The organism is Micromonospora sp. WMMD735 (assembly GCF_049178995.1).
GTDB lineage: Bacteria > Actinomycetota > Actinomycetes > Mycobacteriales > Micromonosporaceae > Micromonospora > Micromonospora wenchangensis.
On the sequence record NZ_JBMHMJ010000002.1, the window covers coordinates 2323100 to 2346841 of the forward strand.

The window sequence follows — 23742 nt, forward strand, 5'->3', positions numbered from 1 at the left end:
GGTGCGCGATGGCCACCATGCACGACGTCGCCCGCCTGGCGCAGGTCTCGGTCAGCACCGTGTCCTACGTCCTCACCGGGGCCCGGCCGATCTCCCAGGCGACCCGGGCCAAGGTGCTCGCCGCGATGACGCAGCTCGGCTACCAGCCCAACGCGATGGCCCGGGGCCTGGCCAGCCGGCGCAGCCGGATCCTGGGCCTGCTGCTGCCGATGGACGAGCGCGGGCTCGGCGCGACCGAGGCGGCGTTCGTCACCGGGGCCGCCGCGGCGGCCAGCGCCGTCGGCTACCACCTGGTGCTGTCGCCCGTCGGTGGGGGCGGCGACCTCGACGAGCTGCGCCGGCTGGCCAGCCAGCGGATGTTCGACGGTGTGGTGCTGATGGAGGTGCAGCTCGTCGACGAGCGGGTCGACGCCCTTGCGCAGGCCGGGGTGCCGCTGGTGCTGATCGGGCGGACCGGGGACACCGACGGCCTGTCCTACGTCGACATCGACTTCGAGCAGACGGTGCGGGAGGCGGTGGCGCACCTGGTCGGCCTGGGGCACCGGCAGATCGTCTACGTCAACCACTCGGCCGAGACCCTGGCCAGTGGTTACGGGCCGGCGCTGCGGACCCGGGACGCGTTCGTCACGGCGATGACCGGCCACGGCCTGGAGCCGGTCATGATCCCGGCGCAGGACAGCGCCGCCGGTGGGCGGGCCGCGCTGGCCGCCGCCGTCGCGCGGGCGCCGGGCCTGACGGCCGTGCTGGCCATGAACGAGACGGCGATCTTCGGCATCCTCGGCGAGTTGACCGCTCGGGGGCTGAGCGTGCCCGACGACGTGTCGGTGGTCTCGATGGTCACCTCGCCGCAGGTCGCCGAGCTGGCCACCCCGGCGCTGACCGCGATGACGTCACCCGGCTCGGCGATGGGCCGGATCGCGATCGAGGCGCTGGTGCGCCACCTGGACGGGGCCGGCGACGAGCGCCACCAGCAGTTGCTGCCGTGCGCGCTGGAGATCCGGGGATCGACCGCAGCACCCCGAAGCCGTCACCCCGATGGGGGTTGACCAGGTAAAACGGCCCGTCGCCGCGCGGCAACGCGACGACGGACCCAGTGAAGTACCGGGCTCGATACTCAACGAGGAGGATAGCAATGCAGCGATTCCGCCGGATCGTCGCCGCGATCGCCCTGGCGGCCACCGCGACGACCACCGTGGCCGCGTGCGGCGGCGGCGACAGCGGTGACGACAGCGGGGCCACGACCCTCAAGCTCTGGCACTACGAGGGCGAGAACAGCGCGATGGGGGTCGGCTGGGCAAAGGCCATCGAGATCTTCAAGACCGAACACCCGGGCGTCGAGGTGCGCTTCGAGCGCAAGGCGTTCGAGCAGATCCAACAGAACGCCGGCATGATCATCAACTCGTCCGAGGGCCCGGACATCATGGAGTACAACAAGGGCAACGCGACGGCCGGCCTGCTGTCGTCCCAGGGCCTGCTCACCGACCTCAGCGGCGAGGCCGACAAGCGCGGCTGGGCCGGCAAGCTCAGCCCCAGCCTGCAGACCACCGCCCGGTACAGCGACAAGGGCGTGATGGGGTCGGGCAACTGGTTCGGGGTGCCGAACTACGGCGAGTACGTCACGGTCTACTACAACAAGGACCTGTTCGACCGCAACGGCGTCACCGTGCCCACCACCATGGCGGAGCTGACCGCCGCGATGGACACCTTCGTCGGCAAGGGCATCACCCCGCTGGGTATGGCCGGCGCCGAGTACCCGGCCGGGCAGCTGTTCTACCAGTTGGCCCTGTCGAAGGCCGACCGGCAGTTCGTCGACGACTACCAGCTCTACAAGAACCCGGTCGACTTCCGCGCCGACCCGCTGAAGTACGGCGCGGACACCTTCGCCGACTGGGTCCGCAAGGGCTACGTCGCCAAGGACTCGGCGAGCCTCAAGGCCGAGGACATGGGCACCGCGTTCATCGCGGGCAAGACCCCGATGATCGTTTCGGGCAGCTGGTGGTACGGCCGGTTCAAGGCCGAGATGAAGGCCAACTGGGACACCTTCCTGTTCCCGGGCAACACCCTCACCGCCGGCTCGTCCGGCAACCTCTGGGTCGTCCCGACCAACAGCAAGGCCAAGAACCTGGCGTACGACTTCATCGACATCACCCTGCGCCCGGAGATCCAGGACCTGATCGGCAACAACGGTGGCATCCCGGTGGCCGGTGACCCTGCGAAGATCACCGACCCGAAGGACCGCAAGCTCATCGAGGACTTCAACACGGTCAGCAAGCAGGACGGTCTGGCCTTCTACCCGGACTGGCCGGTGCCCGGCTACTACGACGTGCTGGTCGGCGGGTTCCAGGCGCTGATCAACGGATCCAAGTCCCCCGACCAGGTGCTCGACACGATCGCCAAGCCGTACGCCGACGGCGTCAAGGAGATCACCGGCAAGTGACACGGCGAGCGGCGGGCGCGACCGGCACGACCGGCGCGCCCGCCCAGCCCGCCGGGAAGGATCCTGGATGACAGTCCCCGACACCGTCGCCGGCACACCGCAGGCGACGCCCCCCACCCCCTCCCCCGCGTCCCCGCGCCGCCGCCGACGCGACGGCCGCGACGCGGCGTACTGGCTCTACCTGCTCCCCGGGGCGGTGCTGTCCGTCCTGGTCATCGGCGTGCCGCTGGTCGGCACCGGCTACCTGTCGCTGACCCGCTGGTCGGGCGTCGGTGACCCCACCTTCGTCGGGTTGGACAACTACCGGCGGCTGCTGGACGACGAGGTGTTCTGGGCGTCGTTCCGCAACACCGTGGCGATGATCGTCGCGATGGTGGTGGTGCCGACGCTGCTCGGGCTGCTGCTCGCCTCGGTGCTCTTCGACGTCGTCGGGCGGCGGTTCCGGCCCCGGACGGCGGCGGCCCTGCGGGCCGCGTTCTACCTGCCGCAGGTGCTGCCCGTGGTGGTGGCCGGCATCGTGTGGGGCTGGATCCTGCGCCCCGACGGCGCGTTCAACAGTGTGCTCGACGCGGTCGGTCTCGGCGCGCTGCGCCACGACTGGCTGGGCGACCCGGACACCGCGCTGCCGGCGGTGATGGCGGTGATGATCTGGGTGCAGATCGGCTACCCGGTGGTCGTGTTCATGGCGGCGTTGCAGCGGGTCGACCCGGAGCTGTACGAGGCCGCCGAGGTCGACGGGGCGAACTGGCTGCGCCGGTTCGGGGCGATCACCCTGCCGCAGATCCGGCCGGAGACCTTCGTGGTGGCGCTGACCTGCACGATCGCCGCTCTGAAGGTGTTCGGGCCGATCTTCGCGCTGACCCGGGGCGGCCCGGAGAACGCCACCAACGTGCCGTCGTACTTCGCGTACTACACGTTCTTCAAGAAGCTCCAGGTCGGCTACGGCTCGGCGATCTCCACCGTGCTCACCGTGATAATCGTGGTGGTGGCCGTGGTCTTCATCGCCGTACAGGCCCGCAGCGAACGCCGGGACCGGGGGATCTGAGATGACCGTGACGATCGCCAAGGTCCCGGTCCACCGGACGAAGGTGCGCGACCGCCACCACCGGGGCGTCAGCCGCTGGGTGGTGCTCGCACTGGTCACCGTGGGCGCGCTGGTCATGCTGGTGCCGTTCGCGTTCATGCTGCTCAACGCGTTCAAGTCGCCCGGGGACTACTCGTCGGGCGGCCCGCTGAGCTGGCCGTCGGAGTTCTACACCACGGGTCTGCGGACGTACTGGTCGGAGGTGAACTTCCCGCTCAAGCTGTGGAACTCGGCGCTCATCGCCGGGTCGGTGGCGGTGCTCGGCGTCGTCGTGTCGCTGCTCAACGCGTACGCGCTGGGCATCGGCCGGGTCCGGGGGCGGCTGTGGATCGTCGGGGTGTTCCTGCTGGCCAACATGCTGCCGCAGGAGGCGTTGATCTATCCGCTGTACTACGTCGCCAAGGAGATCGGTCTCTACAACACCCGACTGTCGGTGATCATCATCTTCACCGTCATCCAGAGCGCGTTCGGCACGTACCTGCTGGCCTCGGTGCTGGGCACGTTCCCCCGGGCGCTGCTGGAGGCCGCCGCGCTCGACGGCGCCGGGAAGTGGACGGTGCTGTGGCGGGTGGTCTTCCCCAACCTGCGGCCCACCCTCGCCGTGCTGCTCATCTTCTTCTTCATCTGGACCTGGAACGAGTTCCTCATCCCGCTGGTCATGCTGATCGACAACCAGACCCAGACCATTCCGGTCGCCCTCGCGTCGTTGCAGGGTGACCGGCTGATGGACGCCCCCACCACCAACGCCGGCGCCCTGATCAGCCTGGTGCCGGCCATCCTGTTCTTCCTCATCTTCCAGCGCACCCTGGCGCGCGGCATCACGGCAGGAGCCGAGAAGTGAAGTTCACCGACGGGTACTGGCAACTGCGCCCCGGGGTCAGCGTGCTGCGCCCCGGCACTGTCGAATCGGTCGAACCGGACGACCGCGGTTTCACCGTCTTCGCGCCGGCCGGTCAGATCAACGGCCGGGGCGACACGCTCAACCGGCCGGTCGTCACCGTCCGGTTCTTCTCCCCCGCCCCCGGCGTGGTCGGGGTGACCATCGGCCACCACAGCGGCGGACTGCCCCGCGAACCCCGCTTCGGGCTGGCCACCGACGGCACGCACCCGGTCACCGTCGACATCACCGGGATCAGCGCGTCGCTGACCACCGGCGAACTGACCGTGCGGGTCGCGCTGGTCGACGGCTGGCGGGTCGAGTTCAAGCACGGCGACCGGCTGGTCACCGCGTCCACCGGCCGCAGCATCGGCATCGTCACCGACGGCGAGGGACGCCGGTACGTGCACGAACGGCTCGCGCTCGGCGTCGGCGAGACGGTGTACGGGCTGGGCGAGCGGTTCGGCCCGTTCGTCAAGAACGGGCAGACGGTCGACATCTGGAACGCCGACGGCGGCACCGCCAGCGAGCAGGCGTACAAGAACGTGCCGTTCTATCTGAGCAGCGCCGGCTACGGGGTGTTCGTGGACCACCCGGAGCACGTGTCGTTCGAGGTCGGCTCGGAGGTCGTCGCGCAGACCCAGTTCAGCGTCGAGGGCCAGTCGCTGACCTACCACGTCATCGACGGGCCCACCCCGAAGGACGTGCTGCGCCGCTACACCGCGCTGACCGGCCGGCCGGCCCGGGTACCCGCCTGGTCGTACGGGCTGTGGCTGTCCACGTCGTTCACCACGTCGTACGACGAGAAGACGGTGACCGAGTTCGTCGACGGGATGGCCGAGCGGGACCTGCCGCTGTCGGTGTTCCACTTCGACTGCTTCTGGATGCGCCAGTTCCACTGGGTGGATTTCGTCTGGGACCCGGCGACCTTCCCCGACCCGGAGGGCATGCTGCACCGGCTGCACGAGCGGGGCCTGAAGGTGTGCGTGTGGATCAACCCGTACATCGCCCAGCGGTCGTACCTGTTCGAGGAGGGCCGCCAGGCCGGCTACCTGGTGCGCAACCCGGACGGGTCGGTGTGGCAGTGGGACAAGTGGCAGGCCGGCATGGCGCTGGTCGACTTCACCAACCCCGACGCGGTGGCCTGGTTCACCGACAAGCTCCGCGCGCTGCTGGACATGGGCGTCGACTGTTTCAAGACCGACTTCGGGGAGCGCATCCCGACCGACGTGGTGTGGCACGACGGGTCGGACCCGCAGCGGATGCACAACTACTACTCCTACCTCTACAACAAGGCGGTCTTCGAGCTGCTGGAGGCCGAGCGGGGCGAGGGCGAGGCGGTGCTGTTCGCCCGCTCGGCCACCGCCGGCGGCCAGCAGTTCCCGGTGCACTGGGGCGGCGACTGCGAGTCGACGTTCGTCGCGATGGCCGAGTCGCTGCGCGGCGGGCTGTCCCTGGCGTCGTCCGGCTTCGGCTACTGGAGTCACGACATCGGCGGGTTCGAGGGCACCCCCGACCCGGCGGTGTTCAAGCGGTGGATCGCGTTCGGCCTGCTGTCGTCGCACTCGCGGCTGCACGGTTCCGGCTCGTACCGGGTGCCGTGGGCGTACGACGAGCAGGCCGTGGAGGTGCTGCGCCACTTCACCCGGCTCAAGCTCGGTCTCATGCCGTACCTGGCGGCGACCGCCGAGGAGGCGCACCGCGACGGGATACCGATGATGCGACCGATGATCGTGGAGTTCCCGGACGATCCGGCCGTGGCGCATCTCGACCGGCAGTACATGCTCGGCCCGGACGTGCTGGTCGCGCCGGTGCTCAGCGCCGACGGGCAGGTCACCTTCTACGTGCCCGCCGGCACCTGGACCCACCTGGTCACCGGGGCGCAGCTCACCGGCCCGACCTGGGTGACCGAGAAGCACGGGTACGACAGCCTGCCGGTGCTCGCCCGGCCCGGCGCGGTCATCGGGTTCGGGGCGCGCTGCGACCGGCCCGACTACGCCTGGGCCGACGGGGTGGAGCTGCGGCTCTACGCTCCGGCGGAGGGGCAACGGCAGCAGGTGCGCATCCCGTCGCCCGACGGGGGGCCGGGTGCGCGGTTCGAGGTGGGGTTCCGGGGCGGGCTGGCGACCGCCGAGCTGGTGTCGGGTGAGTCGTCGGCGTACCACTGCGCGGTGGTCGGCGCGGAGAGGGCGGGACGATGACGGCACGCAACTTCCCGGAGAGCTTCGTCTGGGGGTCGGCGACGGCGGCGTACCAGATCGAGGGTGCGGCCACCGAGGACGGTCGGGGTCCGTCCATCTGGGACACCTACAGCCACACCCCCGGGCGGACGTTGAACGGTGACACCGGTGACGTGGCCGCCGACCACTACCACAGGTGGCCGCAGGATCTGGACCACCTCGCCGAGCTGGGGCTGGGCGCGTACCGTTTCTCGGTCTCCTGGCCCCGGGTGCAGCCGGGCGGTTCCGGCCGGTTCAACCCCGCCGGCCTGGACTTCTACGCGCGGCTGGTCGACGGTCTGCTGGAGCGCGGCATCCGGCCGGTGGCGACCATGTACCACTGGGACCTGCCGCAGGAGCTGGAGGACGCCGGCGGGTGGCCGGTGCGGGACACGGCGCGGCGTTTCGAGGAGTACGCGGCGGGGATCGTCGGCGCGCTCGGGGACCGGGTGCACACCTGGACGACGCTCAACGAACCGTGGTGCTCGGCCTACCTGGGGTACGGCTCCGGCGTGCACGCGCCCGGCCGCACCGAACCGGCGGCGGCGCTGGCGGCGGTGCACCACCTGAACCTGGCGCACGGCCTGGCCGGGCGGGTGGTGCGGGAGCTGACGCCGAGCGCCGAGCTGTCGGTGACGTTGAACCTGCACGTCGTGCGGGGCGCGTCCGGGTCGGCCGCCGACGCCGACGCGGTCCGGCGGATCGACGCGCTGGCGAACCGGGCGTTCCTCGGCCCGATGCTGGACGGGGCGTACCCGACCGACCTGCTGGCCGACACCGCCGCCGTCACCGACTGGTCGTTCGTGCGCCCCGGTGACGAGAAGCTGATCGCGGTGCCGCTGGACGTGCTCGGGGTCAACTACTACTCCAGCACCCTGGTGCGCGCCTGGGACGGGCACTCGGCCCGCTCGGCCGCCGACGGGCACGGGGCGTCGGTGCACTCGCCGTGGGTGGGTGCCGAGGACGTCGACTTCCTGCCGCAGCCCGGCCCGTACACGGCGATGGGCTGGAACATCGACCCGCCGGCCTTCACCGAGCTGCTGGTGCGGCTGGGGCGCGACCACCCGGGCCAGCCGTTGATGATCACCGAGAACGGCGCGGCGTTCGACGACGTGGTGTCGGCCGACGGGCGGATCCACGACGACCGGCGGATCGACTACCTGCGTCGGCACATCGGTGCGGTGGCCGACGCCCGCGCGCAGGGCGTGGACGTGCGGGGCTACTTCGTCTGGTCGCTGCTGGACAACTTCGAGTGGGGTTACGGCTACGACCGACGGTTCGGCATCATCCACGTCGACTACGACACGCAGGAACGCCGCTGGAAGGACAGCGCCCACTGGTACCGCCGGCTGGTCGCCACCGGTCAGCTGGACGGATAGGTCGGCGGGTTCCCGCAGGGTTGCCCTGGCCGGACGGCCGGGGCAACCCCGTCGCCGCGACCCCGGCCGGTGCCGTGCGGCCGGGGTGCGCGGCGGACCGGGTTCAGGGGTGTGTCGCACGCACCCGTTCGAGGCCGAGTCGCGGACTGGTGACGAGGCGGAAGTCGGCCGACTCCGCGTCGGACAGGGGGTCGCCCCGGACCGGGGTGAAGTCGGGTCCGTCGGAGCCGGGTGCGTGCACCACCTGCAGTTGCGCCCGCACCGCTTCCTCCCGCAGGCGGTCGGTGATGACGCGGGTGGACGAGTCGGCCGCCTCCCGCAGGTCGGACAGGCCACCGATGATCTCGGCGAAGGAGCGGGAGGAGACGTCGGCGTCCGGCTGCGCGGACTGCTCGTCGCCGATCAACCGGTCGGAGGTGCGGAAGAAGCCGTCCTTGCCCAGGTAGCGCTCGTACATGATGGTCACCAGCGCGAACAGCCGCATGTACGCGCGCCGGTAGGCGAACTCGAAGAACCGCAGCGCCTCCGTCTCGTCGACCTCGCCACGGTCCACCGAGGCGACGCACGCGGCGGCGGTCAACGCGCTGTAGAGCGCGAGGTGCACGCCGGTGGACAGCAGCGGGTCCAGGAAGCAGGCCGCGTCGCCGACGATCGCGTAACCCGGCCCGCAGAACTGGTCGGCGATGTACGAGTAGTCGGTCTCGACCCTCGTCACGCCGAGGAACTCGGCCTCTGCCGTCAGCTTCGTGATGGTCGGCGAGGCCGCGATGAGGTGCCGGTACAGGTCGTCCGACGACGGGTGCTCGTGACGGTCACGCGCGAAGGCGTCCTTGGTGGTGACGTAGCCGATGCTCATCCGCCCGCCGGCCATCGGGATCACCCAGTACCAGCCCTCCGGCGAGGAGATGATGTTGATCCCTCCGGACGGCGTGTCGGGCAGCAGCGTGGCCCCGGTCCAGTAGCCCCAGATGCCGACGTTGCGCAGGTTGTTCAGCGGCTCGCGGTTGCCGAAGTGCCGGGCGCTGAGCAGCCCGTTGCGTCCGGTGGCGTCGACCAGGAAGTCGAAGTCGTCGATGGTGAACGGTTCGCCGTCGTCCGGGGAGCACTCCACGGCCACCGGCCGGCCGTCGGCGAAGCGCACCGACCGGCCGGTGACACCGGTGGTGACGGCGACCCCGTTGCGGCGGGCGTGCTCCAGCAGCAGCGCGTCGAACTCGCTGCGGTCGACCTGCCACGACTGCACCCCGGACTGCGCCTGCCAGTCGAACGTCCACTGGTCGTCGTCCCAGTGAATGACGCCTCCGTTCTTCTTCACGAAGCCGTGGTCGTCGAGGGTCTTCGACATGCCGATGACGTCCAGCACCACCCGGCACGACGGGGTGAGCGACTCCCCCACGTGGTACCGCGGGAAGTGCGCGCTCTCGACGAGCCGCACGTCGAGGCCGGCCTGGGCCATCGCCGTTGCCGCGGTGCTCCCGGCCGGGCCACCACCGATCACGAGGACCTTCATGTCTCTGCCACCTTGCCGTTCCGGCCGTAGCCACGCAGGAATGGTGCACGACGACGCGCGTTTCCCCGGCGGCCACCGGGGCCGCCGACGGAATCAGGGGGTGGTGCCGGTCACGGTCGGATCCGGCAGGCGGGTGCCGTGGGTCCCATGCCGGCGGTCGTGCGCCGTACGGGTCGAATCCGATGACGAAAAAGCAGCACAAGCATCCCCATCCTCGCACGAATGAGATAGACGATCGTACATGAATATCGGTGCGGGCACCGCTACGCTCCGTTACCCCGGAGGGCTGCGGTGGTGGGCCGGAGCAGCCACCCTTCCGGCGGTCGTACTAGGGTGCTTTCCGGGGCAAAGTGTCCGGGTGGGGCAAGGAGGTCCGATGCGGCAGGCCAAACGGCTGAAGAGCGTCCGGTACGACATCCGTGGGCCGGTGCTGCGGCGGGCACAGGAGATGGAGGCCGCCGGCCACCGGATCCTCAAGCTGAACCTGGGCAACCCGGCGCCCTGGGGACTGGCCACTCCCGGCCCGATCGTCGCCGACGTGGTGCAGAACCTCGTCGAGGCGCAGGGCTACAGCGACGCCCGGGGCATCTACTCGGCGCGGGTCGCCGTCGCCCAGCGGTACCAGAACCTGGGCGTGACCGGCGTCCAGCCGGACGACGTGCTGCTCGGCAACGGGGTCTCCGAGCTGATCATGATGGTGTTGCAGGCGCTGCTCGACTCCGGCGACGAGGTGCTGGTGCCCAGCCCGGACTACCCGCTCTGGACCGCCGCGGTGAACCTGTGCGGCGGGCAGGCCGTGCACTACCGCTGCGACGAGAGCGCCGGCTGGCAGCCCGATCTGGAGCACCTGGCCTCGCGGATCACCGAACGCACCCGCGCCCTCGTGGTGATCAACCCGAACAACCCGACAGGCGCGGTGTACTCGGAGCAGACCCTGCTCGGCATGATCGAACTGGCCCGCCGGCACGGCCTGATGATCTTCGCCGACGAGATCTACGACCGGATCGTGTACGACGGCGCCACCCACCACACCCTCGCGGCGCTCGCCCCGGACGTGCCGGTGGTCAGCATGGGCGGCCTGTCGAAGGTCTACCGGGCCGCCGGCTTCCGCTCCGGCTGGCTCGCCACCAGCGGGTTCACCGGCACCGACACCGACTACCTGAACGGGCTGCAACTGCTGGCCAACCTCCGGGTCTGCCCGAACGTGCCGGCCCAGCACGCCATCCAGACCGCGCTCGGCGGCTACCAGAGCATCGACGAGCTGATCCGGCCCGGCGGGCGGCTGCTGGAACAGCGCGACCACGCCTGGCGCGAGGTCGTCTCGATCCCCGGCGTCGACTGCGTCAAGCCGGAGGGGGCGCTCTACCTCTTCGCCCGCCTCGACCCGGCCGTCCACAAGATCCACGACGACGAGAAGCTCGTGATCGACCTGCTGGAGCAGCAGCATCTGCTGATCTCGCACGGCAGCGGCTTCAACATCGACACCCCGGACCACCTGCGCATGGTGTTCCTGGCCCCGACCGACGTCCTCGACGACGCGATCGGGCGCATCCGCACCTTCCTGTCCACCTACCGGCAGTAGGAGGGGCCGACTACCAGCTCACCACCAGCCTGCCCAGGCCGTCGGTCGTGGGCGAGAGGAGGGACCGATGACCGATGAGTTGACCGTGGGGGTGCTGGGCGCGGGCATCATGGGTGCCGCCATGGCCCGCAATCTCGTCCGGGCCGGGCACGTCGTCCGCGTGTGGAACCGGTCCCCGGAGAAGGCGGCGGGGACCGGCGCGACCGTGGCGCAGACCCCGGCCGACGCCGTACGCGACGCCGACGTGATCATCACGATGCTGTACGACGGGGCGACCGTCCGCGAGGTGATCGGGCGGGCCGCACCCGGGCTGAAGGCGGGCGCGGCCTGGCTGCAGACCACCACCGTGGGCCTGGCCGACACGGCCGGGCTCGCCGAGATCGCCGCCGAGCACCGGGTGGCGTTCTACGACTCGCCCGTGCTCGGCACCCGGCAGCCCGCCGAGGCCGGCCGGTTGACCGTGCTCGCCGCCGGTCCGCAGACCGGCCGGGAGAAGCTCACCGCGGTGTTCGACGCGATCGCGGCCCGGGTGGTGTGGCTGGCTGAGGACGGCGCGCGGGGCGACGCCACCCGGTTGAAGCTGGTGGCGAACAGTTGGGTCCTGACGGTGACCCACGGCGCGGTCGAGATGCTGGCGTTGGCCGGGGCGCTCGGCGTCGACCCGGACCGCTTCTTCGAGGTGATCGAGGGCGGCCCGCTGGACATGGGCTACCTGCGCGCCAAGACCGACCTGGTGCGGCAGGGCCGGTTGTCGCCGGCGAGCTTCGCGGTGGAGACCGCCGAGAAGGACGCCCGGCTGATCGTCGCGGCCGGCGAGGACCACGGGGTACGCCTCGACGTCCTGGCCGCCGGTGCGCAACGGTTGCGGCGCGCGGCCGAGCAGGGGCACGGCGGCGAGGACATGGCGGCGTCCTACCACGCCAGCTTCGTCCCGTGACGCTGGTCCGGCGGCGGAGTACCGGTGGTGGCGGTGAGGCGTCGCACGGCGGCCTGAGCGGGAGGGCCCCAGGACGGTTTGCCGCCAGGGCGGCCGTGGACGCCGGCGTCGCCGATCAGGATGCCGCCGAGGGCGCGTGCCAGGGCCCATCCCCGGGCACGGCGGATGGTGGCGGGGTCGGGTGTCGGCCGGTAGGCGGCGAGGAAGTGGTCGATGCCGTGGTCGGGTAACAGGAGCCACCCGGCGGCGAGGTCGTAGGCGGGGTCGCCCGTGCCGAGGTCGCCGAAGTCGATGACGCCGCGGAGGGCGCCGTCGGTGGTGAGGACGTTGGCCGGGTGCAGGTCGGCATGCAACCAGAGCGACGGGCCCGTCCAGCCGGGGGCGGTGACGGCGTCGTGCCAGACGGCGCGCACGGTGTCCGGGTCGGGGATCAGGCCCCGTTCGGTGGCGTCGGTGAGCGCTGCGGTGAATCCCCCGGTGTGGTCGGTCAGCGGGCCGCCCCGACTGCCGCCGTTAGGAGCGCCGGTGGGGGCAGGCTGGTGCAGTGCGGTCAGGAAGGCGGCCAGGGAGTGCGCCGCGTCGGTGGCCCGGGTGACGGGTTGCCGGTCGGCGGGGACACCCGGCACCCAGGTGGTGACGAGCCAGCACCGGGGGAAGCGGTCGGACGGTGTGCCGATGCGCTGCGGCACCGGGACCGGTAGCGGAAGGTGCGGGGCCAGGGTGGGCAGCCAGGTGAATTCCTTGCGCAGCAGCGCGTCCGCGCGGTCGGTCGCCCAAGGGAGCCGGACGGCCAGCTCGTCACCGAGCCGCCACATCTGGTTGTCCCACCCGCGTGCGGCCAGCCGAACGGGAAGACCGGCGAGGTCGGGGTGTTGGTCCCGAATCAACTCCTGGACCAGCTCCGCGGTGATCTCCGCTCCCCTTCGGGTCATACGGAACGACGGTAGTCCCGCAGACGCGTCTCGCGGGCCTTCGTCACCGGCCGGCCGCGACGACGGCGGCCGGGAACCCGCGGCCTGGTTCCCGCGACGGGAGCACTCGTGTTGCGCGTCGGGTCGCGATGGTGATTGTGGACAGTGCCTGGATCGGGCATGCTGACACCGGTCGGGCCGTTCGGCTCATCGGGGTGCAGAGAGAGTGCCCGGACCGCGTCGGGCGGGCGGGGATGTGCCTGCTGTAGTGGGACAACAGCACGTCACACCATCCGCGTCTCCCGATTTCTGCCGCGAATCTGCTGTTTCCACATGCACCGAGGAGTGCCGGTGAAGCCGTTCCGGAGAGCTGTTCTCGCCGTGCTGTGCGGAGCCGTGCTGGTGGTCGGCCCGCAGACCCCCGCATCGGCGATCACCGGCGGCACCACCACGTCGTCACTGCACGGGCAGGTACAGATCTGGAACAACGGAGGGGCCAACTTCCGCTGTACCGGCTCGCTCATCCATGTGCACTACGTGCTCACCGCGGCACACTGCCTCCACAACAGCCGTCTCGTGATCAAGGCGGGCGACAAGCGTCTCGGCAGCGGTCAGCGCATCATCGTGGACGGCACGGCGGTGGCACCGAAGGGCTACGACATGGCAGTCCTGCATCTGGCGTCGAACGTCACCCAAAGCAATCTCGTCGTTCCTTACAGCAGAGACACGGCTCTGCTCAAGACCGGGGTCACCGTAGCCATCCGCGGCTGGGGGCAGACCGAGACGAACGGGCCACCGGCATCGACCCTGCGGGTGTGCAGCCTGCGGGTCGAGCGATCCATCGGGTCGGAACTGGAGTTGGAAGGACTCGACGGGGTTCCCCTGGACGGCGACTCCGGGGCAGCGGTCTGGCAGAACAACCGCGTCCAGGCCGTGTTCACCCACTCCGACGACGCCCTGGGCGGACTGTCCGTTCCCACCGGTTTCCTGGCCGGCTGGATCAAGAGCGTCAGCGGGGTCGACGGAATCGACTGAACCCGGTCTGACCGTCCGGGCGACGTGGGCGGGGTCGTCGTCAGGCGGCGTTGACGCTGGTGCGGACGGCGTCCCAGGCCAGTTCGGCGGCGACCGTGCCCAGCCGCAGCGACGGGGCGGGCACCGCCACCTCGTCGGTGGTCAGGGCGAAACAGCGTGTCGCCGTCGGCGATGGTGTGGAACGGCTGGATCGCCCGGTGCATGGAGCTGTACACCTGGGTGGCGAACTGGGCGAGTTCGGTGTCGGTCATCCGGACGTTGTGACCACCACCTACCTCGACATCGCCCACCAGTACGAGGTCCTCGACCTGCTCGCCGGGGGTCGGACCGTGGTCGCCGTCCTGCACGACCTCAACCAGGCGGCCCGCTACGCCACCGACCTGGTGGTGCTGCGCGACGGCCGGGTCGCCACGACCGGTCACCCGTCGACGGTGCTCACCCCGGACCTCGTCGCCGACGTGTTCGGGTTGCGCCGCCGATCGTGCCCGACCCGGTGACGGGCACGCCAGCGGTGTTCCCCGAGTCGTACCGCCCCACCCGACCGGCCCCGTGGTGGTGCCCGGTGGATGAGCGGACCGTCGCGCCGATCGGGGGGTGAGGCCGACGTGATCCGGCGCAGGGCCTCGCCGAGGGCGGGCCGCCGATACGGCAGCCCGCCCGGTCGGCGACGGAAGCCCCGGCCCTGGACATCGCCACCTACCAGTCGTGACCGACGGGGGCTTCACCGCCGTGCGGCGCTACCGCGGGCCCCGCCGGGGTCGGGGGACGATCTTCTCGGCGTCGACCACGGTGAACGAGGCGTACGGGTGGACGCCGCCGCTGACGACCGCCTCGGCCTGCCGGTCGCCCAGGAGCACCGAACGGAAGAACGCGGTGACGTATCCGGCGCTGACCTGGCGCTGTTCGGTCTCGGTCAGCTTGCGGGTCACGTGTGACCACTCGATCGGCGGTTCGGGGGTGCCGCTGTCCGGGTCCCAGTCCGGGAACGTCGGGGTGCCACACCAGCCCGGTGCCGGACCGAAGCCCTGGTCGTCGATGGCGCCGACCTGCCCGCTCCCGGGAGACCACTGGGTGTTGAGGAAGTTGTGGTTCGCGCCACGGACATGCCAGGTGTAGACCGGCTTCCGCGTGTGGCCGATCGCCAGCTTCGCATAGTCGAGACCCTGCTCACTGTCGCAGCCGCCGACCCAGACCGCGAGCGGTGCCGAGGTCACCCGGTAGAGCTTGGCATCCGGGGAACCGGGGTTGGTGGCGGTGCCCGAGCCGGCGGCGGCGAGGGCGAGGACGCCGGCCACGCGTACGCCTGCCGGGAGGTCGGCGCGGTGGACGTCGGCGGCGTGCCAGGCCACCGCACGGCCGCCGCGTGAGTGGCCGAGTGTCCCCGTACGGGAGAAGTCGATCCTGCCTTTGAGGTCCGGGGTCGGGCCGTTGAAGTGGCCGGCCAGGGCACCACGGCCCGTGCGGGCCAGTTCGGTCCAGAGCGCGAGATGCTTGTTGATGAGCTTCGCGCGGGCGTTGTCGGCCTCGGTGCCGATCTGGCCGGCGTTGATCCCGTTGGCGCTGATCGAGACGACGACCATTCCCTGGGCGGCGAGCTGTCGGGCGAGATAGTCGTAGCCCCGGTAGCTGGGCAGTGCGGCGACACCGGGCGCGCAGGGCCACTGCCAGAGCCGGTGGATGGCGTCCAACCAGCGCGGGTCGTCGTAGTAGTCGGCCGGCGACTCCTTCTCGATCCGGGCCGCCTCGGCGTCGGCAGCCCGGTCGGCGCAGGTGGACCAGTAGCCGTGCGAGAGCACCACCAGCGGGAACGGCCCGTTGCCGGCGGCCGGGTAGTGCACGTTGCCGGTCAGCTCGATCGGTGCCAGGGTCGACGAGTCCGGGCCGTCGGTGTGGAAACCGGCGACGGTGAACGCGCGGTCGCCGAGGGTGTAGTCGAGCGACCTGACCGGATAGGTGCGGTCCTTGGCCTGGGCGGGTGACGTGGGCACGAGGCCGGCGGCGACCAGGGCCACTGCGGCCAGGCCCTTCAGCAATGACAACCTTTTCTCCTTCACGGGGACCGGGGGCTGTTACGTGCCACATCCTGGCGAACCCTTGTCAGGAACCTGTGGTGATCCGGTAGTGGTCCCGTTCTCCACCTGTTTCGATGTTCTGACGCCTCCTAGACTCGCCGCCGTGAACGCGAACGTGCTCGTCGCCGAGGACGACCCCAAGCAGGCCGAACTGCTCCGGCGGTATCTGGAGCACGAGGGCCACCGGGTGTCGGTGGTCCACGACGGCCGGGCCGCGCTGGACGAGATCCGCCACTGTCCGCCGGACCTGCTGGTGCTGGACGTCATGATGCCGCGCGTCGACGGCCTCGACGTGTGCCGCATCCTGCGTCGGGACTCGGAGGTGCCGGTGCTGATGGTCACCGCCCGCAGCACCGAGGACGACCTGCTGCTGGGCCTGGACCTGGGCGCCGACGACTACCTGACGAAGCCGTACAGCCCGCGGGAACTGGCGGCGCGGGTGCGCACCCTGCTCCGCCGGACCCGGTCCGCGGCTGCGCTGCCTGTCACGCCGGTGCTGCGGGTGGGCGACCTCCTCATTGATCCGGTACGCCACGAGGTCACCGTCGCGGGCAGCCCGGTGGTGTGCACCCCGGGCGAGTTCGCCCTGTTGAGCGCGTTCGCTGCGGAGCCGGGCAGGGCGTTCAGCCGCGACCAACTGCTCCGCCGGCTGCACGGGCTCGACTCGTACGTCACCGCCCGCACGGTCGACGTGCACGTGATGAACCTGCGCCGGAAGATCGAGACGGATCCGCGACGCCCGGCACGGCTGCTCACCGTATACGGCATCGGATACAAACTCGCCGATGGCTGAGTGGTGCGGACGCGGCAGCCTCCTGGTCCGGCTGCTCGCCCTCAGCGTGGTCATCTCCGTACTCTCGATCTCGGCGACCGCCTGGCTCGCCGTACGTGACACGACCCGGGCACTGCAACAGGAGCGCGGCCGGGCGCTCGCCGACGACGCGCGGATCTACGACGCCCTGCTCGGGCACGCCGCGACGCACCACGACTGGACAGGCGTGTCGCCACTGGTGCGGTCCCTCGCGGCGGACACCGAGCGACGGATCGTCCTGACCGACCGCAACCGCACCCCGCTCGCCGCGTCCGGTGCGGGAGCCCTGCCGCAACGGGCCTCCGCCACCGTCGACCCGCTCGCCGTCGACACCGATCTGGCGGGAACGGCGGGAGCCGGCGGCATCGACGCGCGGGCCACCGGCCCGTACCAGCTCCCGGACGCCGAACGGACCGCGCTGCGCAGATTGGCGGTGCGGGCACTGGACTGTCTGCACGGTCCGCTCGAACCGGCCCCGCTGACCGCGGCGGAAGGGTTGCTTCCGGTCCGGACCGACGCGGAGATCGTCGTCGCCCCCAGCGGCAGGCCCCGCATCGTGTCCCGAGGCGCCACCGTCATCAGCGACGCGCGGTGCGCCGGGGAGTTCGACGCGTTGGCCGAGCCGACCGCCACCGAGCGACAAGCGCTGGACCAGCTCGACGACCTCGTCAACACCTGCCTGGGCCGCCAGCGGATTCCGGCGGTGCGAACCGACCTCGACGGACAGTGGACCCCGGCCGGGTCCGGCCCGATCACCGCCGAACGACGCGACGACGTCGACGGTTGTGTCGCCGCGGCCCGACGCACCCAGATCGCCGGCCACGTCGCGCCACCCGTGTTGTTGTTCGTCACCGACCCGGGTACCCCGGTGCCGGTCGGCGCGTTCGACCTCACCCCGGCCAACCGGTTGCGGATCTTCGGGGTGGCCGGGGTGGTGCTGCTCGTCGCGGTCGGCGTCACGGTGCTGGTGGGGGTACGCCTGGTCCGACCACTACACGCGTTGACCGCCGCGGCCGGGCGGATGCGCAACGGCGACACCACGGCACGGGTGCGGGTCGCCGGACGCGATGAGATCGCCCGGCTCGGCACCGCGTTCAACGAGATGGCCGAACAGCGGTGCCGGGTCGAGCAACTGCGCCGCGACATGGTCGGCGACATCGCCCACGAGATGCGTACGCCGGTGACGAACATCCGCGGCTGGTTGGAGGCAGCCGAGGACGGGGTGGTCGAACTCGATGTGGACCTGGTCAGTTCGCTGCTGGACGAGGCGCTCCTACTCCAGCACGTCATCGACGACCTCCAGGATCTCGCCGCAGCCGACGCGGGCGAGCTGACACTGCACCGGCAACAGGTCGAGCTGCCCAGGCTGCTGCGCGAGGTCGCGGACGCCTTCGCTCCCGCCGCCGAGTCCGCCGGGGTCGCGCTGGTCGTCGATGCCGCACCCGGCACGCTCGACGCCGATCCGATCCGGCTCCGGCAGGCCATCGGCAACCTGATCACCAACGCGATCCGGCACACCCCCGCCGACGGCCGGGTCACGCTCTCCGCCCGACACCGGGCAGCGTACGTCGAGATCGTCGTAGCCGACACCGGGCCGGGGATTCCGGAGGAACAGCGTGAGCTCGTCTTCGAACGGTTCTGGCGGGCCGAGAAGTCCCGCAACCGGCGAACGGGCGGCAGTGGTCTCGGGCTCGCCATCGTCCGCAAGATCGCCGAATCACACGGCGGCACCTCGGCGGTCTCCGGCGCCGCCGGGACGGGAGCGGTGTTCACCCTTCGCCTTCCGGCCGCATCCGGGCAGGCCGACCCGCCGCACGGACCTGTCCCGCTTCCCGAGGTCCGACCCTGACCCGCGCCGCCGTGGGACTACCCCGGTCGGCGTCCCCAGGCCGAGATGAGCGGTGCGAGGGTGAGGTCGAGGTCGCCGGCCCCGACGGCGGCCAGGTGGGCGTCGATCTCGGCGTCGGTGGCCAACCCCGCGGCGAGCAGCTCGGCGCGGACCATCCGCACCGTCGCGGTCTCCAGCCGGTCGCAGGCCACGCCGCCGACCGGGAAGTGGCCGGATGCGCCGACACCGACCAGGCCGGCCGCCCGCAACGCCCCCGGCAGGGTACGGCCGAACCGCAGGTCCGCGCCCCGACGGGTCAACAACTCCCGGACCGCCCGGCGTAGCCGGTTGGCGCGCCGCTGAGCCGGGCCGACCTCGTCGAGGCAGGCCATCGGCTGCAACTCGGTGTCGGCGTCCTCGACGAGAAGCCAACCGCCGGGCCGCAACGCGGCCACCATCGTCGCCAACGCCCGGGCACGGTCGGCCACGTGGACGAGCACCAGCCGGGCGTGCACCAGGTCGAAGGTCCCCGGCTGCGGCGGCGGATCCGCGCTCACGTCGTGCCGGACCACCTCGTACCCACCTCGCGGGCCCAACCAGGCGGGATCGATGTCCGTGGCCAGCACGTGACCGGAGGATCCGACGACCGCCGCCAGCGCCTGCGGGATGCCGGGGCCACCGGCGCCGACCTCCCAGCAGCGCCAGCCCGCCCGTATCCCGAGCCGGTCGACGTGCCCGCGGGTGACACCGTCGAACAGCTCAGCCAACCAGGTGAACCGCTCGCCGGCCTCCACCCGGGCGTTGTCGAGCAGATAGCGGCGATCCGGGGCGGACCCGCCGGGGCGCGGTGCCGGGAGGCCTGACTCCCCGCCCGCCGGGTCGACCCGCCCGCCCACGGTCGGCTGCGGCGCGGACCCGGGGCCGGCGAGAGGCTTCGGTGAACTCACACCCCCATCCTCACGACCGACCGCCTCCGGTGCCAGTACGACGCCGGACAGAAGCCGGATGCAACCGGACACGGGACGAGCGGTCTCGTCGGACCGCGCACGACGGGTCGGCGGCTGGCCGGTCACGGGGACCCGTCAGGGTTCACTGCACCTGGTACGTACCGCCGCATGCCTCGGCGAGGGTCGACCCGAACAGCGCCGCCGGCGTGTACGCGCCCGGTTTGCCCTGCCCGTCGAGCAGCCGCCGGACCACCTCGGCGGGCACCGTAGCCGTCCAGGACTGGGCCTCGCCGACCCGCAGCCAGCCCTCGCGGCTGCTGCCGTCCGGCCACTGGACGACCGCGTGGCCCCAGGAGTGCTCGCGGGGCTTCGGGCGGGCCCTGGTCGGCACCGTGGCGAGCCGTCGCCGCAGGAGGGCGCGCACCGGGCCGATCGCGAGCAGGGCGGTCGCCACGGGCAGCACCGCGCGCATGACCGGGGAGGACGGGGCCTCGCTCGATGCGGCGAGCACGTCCGCTGCGCCGCTGGCGCGCTGGGCGGCCATCAGCTCGCCCAGCGGCATGCCGGCGGTGGTCACCGTGGACCCGTCGGGCAGGACCAGTTTCATCGGGTCGCCGGCGAGAGGGGCAGGGGTGAGTCGTCCGTCGCGGTACCGGCGGCCCTGGAACCGCCCACCGCCCTCGACCCCGGGGATGCCCTCCACGATCGTGGCGGCGAGGGCGTCGCCGACGACGCCGTCCTCGGTGGCCAACGAGGGCACCATGTCGACCCGGGCCCGCCGGGGTGTCGGTCGCCCCTCGCAGAGCTTCACCACGACGCTCTCGGTGGCGGTCACGCCGAAGCCGGCTCCCGTGACGGCCGTGCGTCCCGCTGCCGTCAACTCGCCGTGCCGGCCGAGGACCGCCGACACCGCGGCCAGATCGTTGGCGAGGTCGAGGTAGTGGCCGGTCGGGAGGCACGCGTCCAGCAGGGGCAGGGCCGTCTCGATGAACGGTCCGACGGTGTTGACCACCACGGCCGGCCGCTCCCGGCGGATCGCGGCCGCGGTCTCGCGGACCGTACCGGCCACGATCGTCGGCAGCCCGCCGGCGGCGGCCTCGAGCCGTTCGGCGTCCCGGCCGACCAGCATCGGCTCGATGCCCTGTCGGCGCAGTTCGGCCGCGATGGCGCGCCCGCTGCGTCCGGTGCCGCCGAGGATCCATACGTCGGTCATGGCACAGCTCCGCCCTGGTGCGGCAGCCGTCCCAGTGACGACACGCCGTGTCATCACCATATCGCCGACGACACGCGATGTCATCACGGCTACACTGGGATCATGGCCCGATGGCGACCGGATGCCCGCGAGCGGCTGCGGCAGGCGGCGCTCGAACTCTTCGCCGAGCAGGGCTTCGCCGCGACCACGGTGCCGGCGATCACCGCGCGGGCCGGACTGACGACGCGCACGTTCTTCCGGCACTTCGCCGACAAGCGCGAGGTGCTCTTCGCGGACGAGGCCGAGATCGGCGCCTTCGCCAAGCAGCTCATGGCCACGGCACCCGCCGACGAACCGCTGACGTTCATCGTCGCGGGCCTGCGCACGCTCGCCGAGACGTATTTCGAAGGCCGCAAGGACGACCTGCGGCAGCGGCGCGCCATCGTGGCGTCCGACCCGGGGCTGCGTGAACGCGACCAGCACAAGCGCGCGATGCTGGCCCAGGTGATGCGGGACGGCTTCCGCGCACGCGGCCTCGACCATCTCCGGGCCGACCTGCTCGCCGAGACGGCGGGAACCCTGATGTACGTGTCCGTCGCCGCATGGCTCGACACCGACGACGGTCGCCGGCTCGGCGACATCATCGACACCGCACTCGCGACGGTGCGGGCCGAACTGGAAGGGCTGCCGACCTCGAACGGTCAGGTTGTGTCGGAAGGGTGAGTCCGGCGCGAGCGGGACCGCCCCTGTCCGGATGCGGCCCGTCAGGTCGCGGCGACGCCCACCTCCATGGCTACCCCGTGACGGTGACCTGGTGCTCCGCACAGGCAGCGAGCAGCCTGGGGACCGCGGCGGCCAGGTTGAACTGCCGCAACTTCACCGTCTCCGGCGCGTCGCGGAGATCCTGCGCCCGTTGCGTCCGCTGCACCATGCCCACCGCGAAGACCCCCGCAGACCGCAGCCCCTCGTGCGCGGAGCGCTGGAACAACTCCCCCACCCGCCGCACCTCGTCACCTCGGCTCGCCGCGCTCGGCGCGGTAGCCGGCGGTGACCGACGTCCGGTCGGACCGCGGCCGTCGACCGCCCACGGGACCGTCTGCGGATTGGGCACCTGCGCAGTCGTCGGCGCCGGTGGTCGAGGGGGTTCAGGCGGTCCACGGGGTGGTGGGGGCTGGCGTGATGCCGTAGCCGGCGAGCCAGCCGAGCAGGGCCTCGCGGTTGGCGTGGACGAGTGAGCCGCCGGTGAAGCGGGGGTCGTCGGTGACCTCGGCGACGATCTGCGGTGGTGGGAGGAAGGAGCGTGCCGCCGCGTCGGTGGTGAACTCGGCCTCGGCCAGGACCAGACCGTGCAGGGGCTGGTCGAAGATGTCGATGCCCAGCGGTGGGACGCTCAGGCGGGTCTTGGACAGCGTCGCGGCGGGCAGGCGGGCGAGCAGTTCGTACTCGGCCGGGGACAGGTAGACGTTCGTGATCAGCCCCTGGATGTGGCCCGGCCGGGCGGCGGGCACCTTCTGGGTGAGCTTGAACTCGCGGGATCCGCCGGTGAGGCTCTCGGAACGTCTGAGGCGCAGTCGGGTGCCGGCCAGGTACCGGTCGGTGATGCGACGGCTGGCGGTGACCATGGCCGGCAGCGGCGGTCCGGCCAGCAGGAACCGCCGCTCCCGCTCGATGCGCGCGTACTTCCCCTCGCGGACCGGCTCGGCTGTCATCGGGCCTCGTTCCAGCACCGTGCGATGCTCATCGCGGGCATGAGGGTCCGGCGGTCGCGGAGTAGCTGCGGCCGCAGCATGAGCCCGTCCGGCGTACGCGCGGGTGACGCGTACGCCGGACGCCGGACGGCCCTACTGCCAGGAGCCGCTGCGGCAGATGAACTGGGTGGTGCCGCTGTACTGGGTGGTGCCGCCGTCGACGTAGCTGTAGCTGGCCCGCACGGGGTGGCCGAGGTTGCTGGCCGGGCAGGTGGCGAAGAGGGTCGGCCCGGCGGTCGTGAAGGTGCCGACACTGCCGGAGTACCAGGTGATGCTCCAGGTCGTCGTGCCGGTGCTGCTGGCGTCGCAGTAGAACTGCGACGCGCCGGACTCGCAGAAGGGCGCCGGGGCGGCGGCGAGAACCGGCGTGGCGCCGGCGGCGGCGAGGCTCAGGGCGGCGAGCGCGGACGCCGCCAGCACCGTGACGGTGGTACGCATGAAACTCCTCCCAACGTAGCCGAGCGATGACTCAGTGCGACGCCAGCCTAGCCGTCGCATCGACGTACCCGAATTAGCTGTTCGGTTGGTCGGTCCCCCGCCGTAGCCACCGGTCGTGGTGGACCGCCTCGGTGAGGGGCCTGCGCCGCCGCCACCCGTGTCGCTCCAGATCGGGCACGGCCTCCAGGTGGGTGACCGGCCCGACGCAGAGCCAGGCCACCGGCCGGATGCCGGCCGGCACACCCAGTAGCTCGGCCAGGAACGGCTCCCGGTAGAAGGACACCCACCCGACGCCCAGCCCTTCGGCGGTGGCGGCGAGCCAGAGGTTCTGGATGGCCAGGCAGACCGAGTAGAGGCCCGCGTCGGCGATGGCGTGCCGCCCGAGCACCGCCGGGCCGCCGCGCTGTGGGTCGTAGGTGACGACCACCGACAGCGTCGACTCCAGCACCCCGTCGATCTTGATACGCGCGAACCGTTCGGCCGCCGCACCGTCCAGAGTGGCGGCGAACGTCGCCCGCTCGGCCTGCACGTGCCGATGGAACCGGCGACGGACGGCCGGGTCCCGGACCAGGACGAAATCCCACGGCTGCGAGTTGCCGACGCTGGGCGCGGTGTGCGCGGCGTCGAGAATCCGGTGCAGGGTGTCGGCCGGCACCGGCTCCCCGGTGAACTCGGCCCGGACGTCCCGGCGGCGGTGGATAGCGTCGTAGAGTTCCACAGGCAGGCTCCCGCTGC

21 protein-coding genes and 2 pseudogenes are annotated in these 23742 nt (G+C 71.6%); 14 read left to right on the plus strand and 9 right to left on the minus strand.

Annotated features, from left to right (window positions below):
- The first annotated feature begins 8 nt into the window (after positions 1–8).
- The 6 genes from ACN268_RS09910 (at position 9) to ACN268_RS09935 (ending at position 7996) form a co-directional block, all read left to right on the plus strand.
- On the plus strand, positions 9–1046 hold the full coding sequence (locus ACN268_RS09910) for a LacI family DNA-binding transcriptional regulator (RefSeq protein ID WP_421482875.1): 1038 nt from the start codon (positions 9–11) through the stop codon (positions 1044–1046).
- Between the two features lie 86 nt (positions 1047–1132).
- Positions 1133–2437, plus strand: a complete 1305-nt coding sequence (locus tag ACN268_RS09915) for an ABC transporter substrate-binding protein (protein ID WP_421482876.1) — start codon at positions 1133–1135, stop codon at positions 2435–2437.
- Between the two features lie 67 nt (positions 2438–2504).
- Positions 2505–3482, plus strand: coding sequence for a carbohydrate ABC transporter permease (locus tag ACN268_RS09920; RefSeq protein WP_421482877.1), 978 nt, complete (start codon positions 2505–2507; stop codon positions 3480–3482).
- A gap of 1 nt (position 3483) precedes the next feature.
- On the plus strand, positions 3484–4362 hold the full coding sequence (locus ACN268_RS09925) for a carbohydrate ABC transporter permease (protein WP_421482878.1): 879 nt from the start codon (positions 3484–3486) through the stop codon (positions 4360–4362).
- Complete coding sequence (gene yicI, locus ACN268_RS09930) at positions 4359–6599, plus strand: alpha-xylosidase (RefSeq protein WP_421482880.1); 2241 nt, start codon at positions 4359–4361, stop codon at positions 6597–6599. Before ACN268_RS09925 ends, yicI begins: the two co-directional genes overlap by 4 nt.
- Positions 6596–7996: a GH1 family beta-glucosidase gene (locus ACN268_RS09935; protein WP_421482881.1), complete on the plus strand. Its 1401-nt coding sequence runs from the start codon at positions 6596–6598 to the stop codon at positions 7994–7996. The genes yicI and ACN268_RS09935 overlap by 4 nt, the downstream gene beginning before the upstream one ends.
- Positions 7997–8099: 103 nt before the next feature.
- Here the strand turns inward: ACN268_RS09935 and ACN268_RS09940 are convergent, their stop codons facing one another.
- Positions 8100–9506 (minus strand): NAD(P)/FAD-dependent oxidoreductase, encoded by a 1407-nt coding sequence (locus ACN268_RS09940; RefSeq protein ID WP_421482882.1) that lies wholly within the window; start codon positions 9504–9506, stop codon positions 8100–8102.
- Between the two features lie 376 nt (positions 9507–9882).
- Here ACN268_RS09940 and ACN268_RS09945 point away from each other — a divergent pair, with 376 nt between their 5' ends.
- The 3 genes and pseudogenes from ACN268_RS09945 to ACN268_RS09955 all read left to right on the plus strand — a co-directional run bounded on the left by ACN268_RS09945 (position 9883) and on the right by ACN268_RS09955 (position 12025).
- On the plus strand, positions 9883–11088 hold the full coding sequence (locus ACN268_RS09945; protein ID WP_088645935.1) for a pyridoxal phosphate-dependent aminotransferase: 1206 nt from the start codon (positions 9883–9885) through the stop codon (positions 11086–11088).
- 64 nt (positions 11089–11152) lie between these two features.
- Positions 11153–11614: pseudogene (locus ACN268_RS09950) on the plus strand (NAD(P)-dependent oxidoreductase); the annotation flags it as partial.
- A gap of 81 nt (positions 11615–11695) precedes the next feature.
- On the plus strand, positions 11696–12025 hold the full coding sequence (locus tag ACN268_RS09955; protein ID WP_363657950.1) for an NAD-binding protein: 330 nt from the start codon (positions 11696–11698) through the stop codon (positions 12023–12025).
- Here the strand turns inward: ACN268_RS09955 and ACN268_RS09960 are convergent.
- Complete coding sequence (locus ACN268_RS09960; protein ID WP_421482883.1) at positions 12001–12957, minus strand: aminoglycoside phosphotransferase family protein; 957 nt, start codon at positions 12955–12957, stop codon at positions 12001–12003. The genes ACN268_RS09955 and ACN268_RS09960 overlap by 25 nt on opposite strands.
- Before the next feature lie 330 nt (positions 12958–13287).
- Here ACN268_RS09960 and ACN268_RS09965 point away from each other — a divergent pair, with 330 nt between their 5' ends.
- Entirely contained in the window at positions 13288–13971 is a 684-nt protein-coding gene (locus tag ACN268_RS09965) for a trypsin-like serine protease (protein WP_421482884.1), read from the plus strand.
- A gap of 266 nt (positions 13972–14237) precedes the next feature.
- Positions 14238–14569 (plus strand): annotated as a pseudogene (locus tag ACN268_RS09970) (hypothetical protein); the annotation flags it as partial.
- 139 nt (positions 14570–14708) lie between these two features.
- On the opposite strand, the gene ACN268_RS09975 reads toward ACN268_RS09970, so the two are convergent.
- On the minus strand, positions 14709–16010 hold the full coding sequence (locus tag ACN268_RS09975; protein WP_421482885.1) for a hypothetical protein: 1302 nt from the start codon (positions 16008–16010) through the stop codon (positions 14709–14711).
- A gap of 136 nt (positions 16011–16146) precedes the next feature.
- Between ACN268_RS09975 and ACN268_RS09980 the strand changes: the two genes are divergently transcribed.
- Both ACN268_RS09980 and ACN268_RS09985 read left to right on the plus strand, forming a co-directional pair.
- On the plus strand, positions 16147–16836 hold the full coding sequence (locus ACN268_RS09980; RefSeq protein WP_421482886.1) for a response regulator transcription factor: 690 nt from the start codon (positions 16147–16149) through the stop codon (positions 16834–16836).
- Positions 16829–18703, plus strand: a complete 1875-nt coding sequence (locus tag ACN268_RS09985) for a sensor histidine kinase (protein ID WP_421482887.1) — start codon at positions 16829–16831, stop codon at positions 18701–18703. Before ACN268_RS09980 ends, ACN268_RS09985 begins: the two co-directional genes overlap by 8 nt.
- Positions 18704–18720: 17 nt before the next feature.
- On the opposite strand, the gene ACN268_RS09990 is transcribed toward ACN268_RS09985, so the two are convergent.
- Both ACN268_RS09990 and ACN268_RS09995 read right to left on the minus strand, forming a co-directional pair.
- Positions 18721–19629, minus strand: a complete 909-nt coding sequence (locus ACN268_RS09990) for a methyltransferase domain-containing protein (protein WP_421482888.1) — start codon at positions 19627–19629, stop codon at positions 18721–18723.
- 142 nt (positions 19630–19771) lie between these two features.
- Positions 19772–20842: a hypothetical protein gene (locus tag ACN268_RS09995; protein WP_421482889.1), complete on the minus strand. Its 1071-nt coding sequence runs from the start codon at positions 20840–20842 to the stop codon at positions 19772–19774.
- 102 nt (positions 20843–20944) lie between these two features.
- Between ACN268_RS09995 and ACN268_RS10000 the strand changes: the two genes are divergently transcribed.
- Positions 20945–21544, plus strand: coding sequence for a TetR/AcrR family transcriptional regulator (locus ACN268_RS10000; protein WP_363657896.1), 600 nt, complete (start codon positions 20945–20947; stop codon positions 21542–21544).
- Positions 21545–21614: 70 nt separating this feature from the next.
- Here the strand turns inward: ACN268_RS10000 and ACN268_RS10005 are convergent, their stop codons facing one another.
- From ACN268_RS10005 to bluB, 4 genes are all read right to left on the minus strand, one after another.
- The gene (locus tag ACN268_RS10005) at positions 21615–21818 is read right to left on the minus strand and encodes a hypothetical protein (protein ID WP_421482890.1); all 204 of its coding nucleotides are present in this window, start codon (positions 21816–21818) and stop codon (positions 21615–21617) included.
- Between the two features lie 148 nt (positions 21819–21966).
- Complete coding sequence (locus ACN268_RS10010; protein ID WP_421482891.1) at positions 21967–22530, minus strand: hypothetical protein; 564 nt, start codon at positions 22528–22530, stop codon at positions 21967–21969.
- A gap of 132 nt (positions 22531–22662) precedes the next feature.
- Positions 22663–23007: a hypothetical protein gene (locus tag ACN268_RS10015; RefSeq protein WP_421482892.1), complete on the minus strand. Its 345-nt coding sequence runs from the start codon at positions 23005–23007 to the stop codon at positions 22663–22665.
- Between the two features lie 73 nt (positions 23008–23080).
- Complete coding sequence (gene bluB, locus ACN268_RS10020; protein ID WP_421482893.1) at positions 23081–23725, minus strand: 5,6-dimethylbenzimidazole synthase; 645 nt, start codon at positions 23723–23725, stop codon at positions 23081–23083.
- Positions 23726–23742 lie beyond the last annotated feature (17 nt).

Bases quoted from the DNA above. Each gene is read 5' to 3' on its own strand.
- ACN268_RS09910 (WP_421482875.1), top strand. From the start codon at position 9: ATGGCCACCATGCACGACGTCGCCCGCCTGGCGCAGGTCTCGGTCAGC.
- ACN268_RS09935 (WP_421482881.1), top strand. From the start codon at position 6,596: ATGACGGCACGCAACTTCCCGGAGAGCTTCGTCTGGGGGTCGGCGACG.
- ACN268_RS09995 (WP_421482889.1), bottom strand. From the start codon at position 20,842: ATGACCGACGTATGGATCCTCGGCGGCACCGGACGCAGCGGGCGCGCC.
- ACN268_RS09915 (WP_421482876.1), top strand. From the start codon at position 1,133: ATGCAGCGATTCCGCCGGATCGTCGCCGCGATCGCCCTGGCGGCCACC.
- ACN268_RS10015 (WP_421482892.1), bottom strand. From the start codon at position 23,007: ATGCGTACCACCGTCACGGTGCTGGCGGCGTCCGCGCTCGCCGCCCTG.
- ACN268_RS09940 (WP_421482882.1), bottom strand. From the start codon at position 9,506: ATGAAGGTCCTCGTGATCGGTGGTGGCCCGGCCGGGAGCACCGCGGCA.
- ACN268_RS09920 (WP_421482877.1), top strand. From the start codon at position 2,505: ATGACAGTCCCCGACACCGTCGCCGGCACACCGCAGGCGACGCCCCCC.
- ACN268_RS09985 (WP_421482887.1), top strand. From the start codon at position 16,829: ATGGCTGAGTGGTGCGGACGCGGCAGCCTCCTGGTCCGGCTGCTCGCC.
- ACN268_RS10000 (WP_363657896.1), top strand. From the start codon at position 20,945: ATGGCCCGATGGCGACCGGATGCCCGCGAGCGGCTGCGGCAGGCGGCG.
- ACN268_RS09925 (WP_421482878.1), top strand. From the start codon at position 3,484: ATGACCGTGACGATCGCCAAGGTCCCGGTCCACCGGACGAAGGTGCGC.
- ACN268_RS09960 (WP_421482883.1), bottom strand. From the start codon at position 12,957: ATGACCCGAAGGGGAGCGGAGATCACCGCGGAGCTGGTCCAGGAGTTG.
- ACN268_RS10010 (WP_421482891.1), bottom strand. From the start codon at position 22,530: ATGACAGCCGAGCCGGTCCGCGAGGGGAAGTACGCGCGCATCGAGCGG.
- ACN268_RS09945 (WP_088645935.1), top strand. From the start codon at position 9,883: ATGCGGCAGGCCAAACGGCTGAAGAGCGTCCGGTACGACATCCGTGGG.